The organism is Dietzia sp. Cai40, assembly GCF_014145165.1.
Classification (GTDB): domain Bacteria; phylum Actinomycetota; class Actinomycetes; order Mycobacteriales; family Mycobacteriaceae; genus Dietzia; species Dietzia natronolimnaea.
On the sequence record NZ_JAALEB010000396.1, the window covers coordinates 1 to 2,366 of the forward strand.

General features: G+C 72.2%; 4 protein-coding genes and 1 pseudogene. 4 read left to right on the forward strand and 1 reads right to left on the reverse strand.

From position 1 onward, the window contains the following. The 4 genes from G6022_RS14310 to G6022_RS14325 form a co-directional block, all read left to right on the forward strand. The coding region (locus G6022_RS14310; RefSeq protein ID WP_241731235.1) for a hypothetical protein at positions 1-648 on the forward strand (648 nt) is incomplete at its 5' end. Beyond that, positions 645-1,223: an RNA polymerase sigma factor gene (locus G6022_RS14315; protein WP_107745852.1), complete on the forward strand. Its 579-nt coding sequence runs from the start codon at positions 645-647 to the stop codon at positions 1,221-1,223. The genes G6022_RS14310 and G6022_RS14315, both read left to right, overlap by 4 nt. Then, positions 1,214-1,738, forward strand: a complete 525-nt coding sequence (locus G6022_RS14320) for a hypothetical protein (protein ID WP_017838014.1) — start codon at positions 1,214-1,216, stop codon at positions 1,736-1,738. Before G6022_RS14315 ends, G6022_RS14320 begins: the two co-directional genes overlap by 10 nt. Then, positions 1,728-2,048 carry a hypothetical protein gene (locus G6022_RS14325; protein ID WP_146166327.1) on the forward strand — a complete coding sequence of 107 codons (321 nt, stop codon included), beginning with the start codon at positions 1,728-1,730 and terminating at the stop codon, positions 2,046-2,048. Before G6022_RS14320 ends, G6022_RS14325 begins: the two co-directional genes overlap by 11 nt. Here the strand turns inward: G6022_RS14325 and G6022_RS14330 are convergent. Then, positions 1,939-2,366: pseudogene (locus G6022_RS14330) on the reverse strand (cation-transporting P-type ATPase); the annotation flags it as partial. The gene G6022_RS14325 and the pseudogene G6022_RS14330 overlap by 110 nt on opposite strands.

Below are 2,366 nucleotides of genomic sequence, written 5' to 3' on the forward strand. Positions count from 1 at the left end.
ATCATGCGTAGCCTGTCCGGAACCCGAAACCGCATCGCGTTGACGGTGGCGGGTCTGCTGACCCTGGCCGTCGCGGCGTGGCTGGTCGCGGTGTCCTTCGCCCTCATCCCCGCGGGCTCGCCGCTCGCCGGCCTGACGGTGCCGGCCGACTCGACGGTGTCGATGCTGGTGCAGGAGCACCGTGGGTGGGCACTGCCGGCCGCCACCGCCGCCTCCGTCCTCGCCGTGCTCGCCGGGCTGGGTCTGCTGCTCGCGCAGATCCCCACCGCACCGGCGCACACCTCTCTGCGTCTGCACGACGACGACGGCACCGTCCTGGCCACCCTGGAACCCCAGGTGCTGGAACGTGCGCTCGCCGAGCGGGTGGAGGGCGTCCCCGGCGTCGAGGAGGCGTCCGTGCGGGTCTCCGGCTCCACGACCTCCCTGCGGATCCTGGCCGAGGTGACGATCGCCGAGGAGGCGCAGGTGGAATGGGCTGTCGAGGAGGCCCGCCGGGTGCTTGCCGCGGATCCGGAGACCGCCCTCGGCACCAGCCCTCGGTCGGTCGACCTGCTGGTCCGCGTGCACACCCCGCGGACCTCCCGATCCGACCGCGTGGCCGTGCGCCATCACGGTGCGGGCGGGGAACTGGTCTCCGAGGCGGCATGACCCCCGCGCCCTCCCCGCCGGGGGAGTACCCCGACCGCACCCTGGTGCTGCGCGCACAGGACGGTGACCCCGACGCCTTTGACGTGTTGATCGACCGCCACCAGGGTCGCCTGTTCCGCATCGCCTACCTGGTGTTGGGGGACCGGCAGGACAGCGAGGACGTGGTCCAGGAGTCGCTGCTCACCGCGTGGAAGCGGCTGCATCTCCTGGACGACCCGGATGCGGTGCGGAGCTGGCTGTCCCAGATCTGCTCGCGTCGGGCGACCGACATCGCCCGCCGCCGGGCCCGCCGCTCCACCGACGCCCAGCCGCCCGAGCTCCTGAACGTCCACCGCGACGAGGGCCCCCGGTCCGACCCCGCGCAGACCACCGTGGTCAACGCGCAGATGCAGGCCCTGGCCCGGGTGCTCGGGACGATGGACCCGGATCTGCGGTCCTGCTGGACACTGCGCGAGATCGACGGCATGTCCTATCGGGAGGTCGCGTCCGCGCTCGACATCACCGAGTCCACCGCACGGGGCCGCCTCGCGCGTGCCCGCACGCACGTGATCGAATATATGAAGGAATGGCGGTGAACACCATGGACGGATCCTCCGGACCCGGTGGACCCGACGACGCCGAGGCCACCCGGCACTATCTCGATCAGATCAGTGCCCTGCACCGCGACTGGGACGAGCTCGAGAGCCGGGGCGACGACTCCGTGCAGCTGTCCGGTCGGGCGAGGTCGGCACTGGCGGAGGCCGTCCGCGCGGATGCCCGACACGGCGCGCGGGTGCAGATGCCTCCCACCGACATCGGCCCCTACTCGCTGACCGAACTCGCCCTGCGGACACTGATCCGCGACACCGTCGACGGCGTCCCGGGGGTGCTGAGTCTGCGGACCACCGTCGACCACGATCCGGTCGAGGGCTGGGGTACCCGCGGTCTGCCCCGCCGCATCGCGTGCCGCGTCTCGTTCGCGGCGTCGACCCCGGATCTGCCCGCCCTGGCGGACGCGGTCCGACAGGCGGTGCGTGGTGCGTGCGCCCGCGAATTCGACCTCGTCGACCTGGTGGTCGACGTCCACATCGAGGATCTTCATGAGAACTGAGCCGACGGCAGCGGAGTTGATCGACCTGGTGGTCGCCGTCCCCGGGGTCAACGGGATAGAACCCGGCATCGGCACCTCACTGCGGGCGCTCGATGCCCGCATACGGCGGGCCGGCCCGGTCCTGAGTCACTTCGGTCTCCACGTCGACCGCGACGGCAACAGGGTCACCGTCGAGGTGAGCCTGGACCCCTCCCGACCGGTCAGGCAGAGCGTGCGGGAGATCCAGTCGGTCCTGCGGGACGCCCTGGGTGCCTCGGTGCCGGTCGGTACCGAGCTCGAGGTGCGGGTGCAGTCGCTCCACCGGGGCTGAGCCCGCGGCGCGTGCGTCCGGCGCGCACACCGTTGGCGATCACCAGGATCTCCGCGAGCTCGTGCACCAGCACGACCGCGGCCAGCCCCAGGACGCCGGCCAGCGCCAACGGCACCAGCCCGATGATGATCGCCAGCGAGAGCCCGATGTTCTGCAGCATGATCCGGCGGGAGCGGCGGGCGTGCTGCAGCGCCCGGGGCAGGTGCCGCAGGTCCTCGCCGAGGAGGGCCACGTCGGCCGTCTCGATCGCGACGTCGTTGCCCATCGCCCCCATCGCGATCCCAGGTCCGCGGTCGCCAGGGCGGGGGCGTCGTTGAC

Bases quoted from the DNA above. Each gene is read 5' to 3' on its own strand.
- G6022_RS14315 (WP_107745852.1), top strand. From the start codon at position 645: ATGACCCCCGCGCCCTCCCCGCCGGGGGAGTACCCCGACCGCACCCTG.
- G6022_RS14320 (WP_017838014.1), top strand. From the start codon at position 1,214: ATGGCGGTGAACACCATGGACGGATCCTCCGGACCCGGTGGACCCGAC.
- G6022_RS14325 (WP_146166327.1), top strand. From the start codon at position 1,728: ATGAGAACTGAGCCGACGGCAGCGGAGTTGATCGACCTGGTGGTCGCC.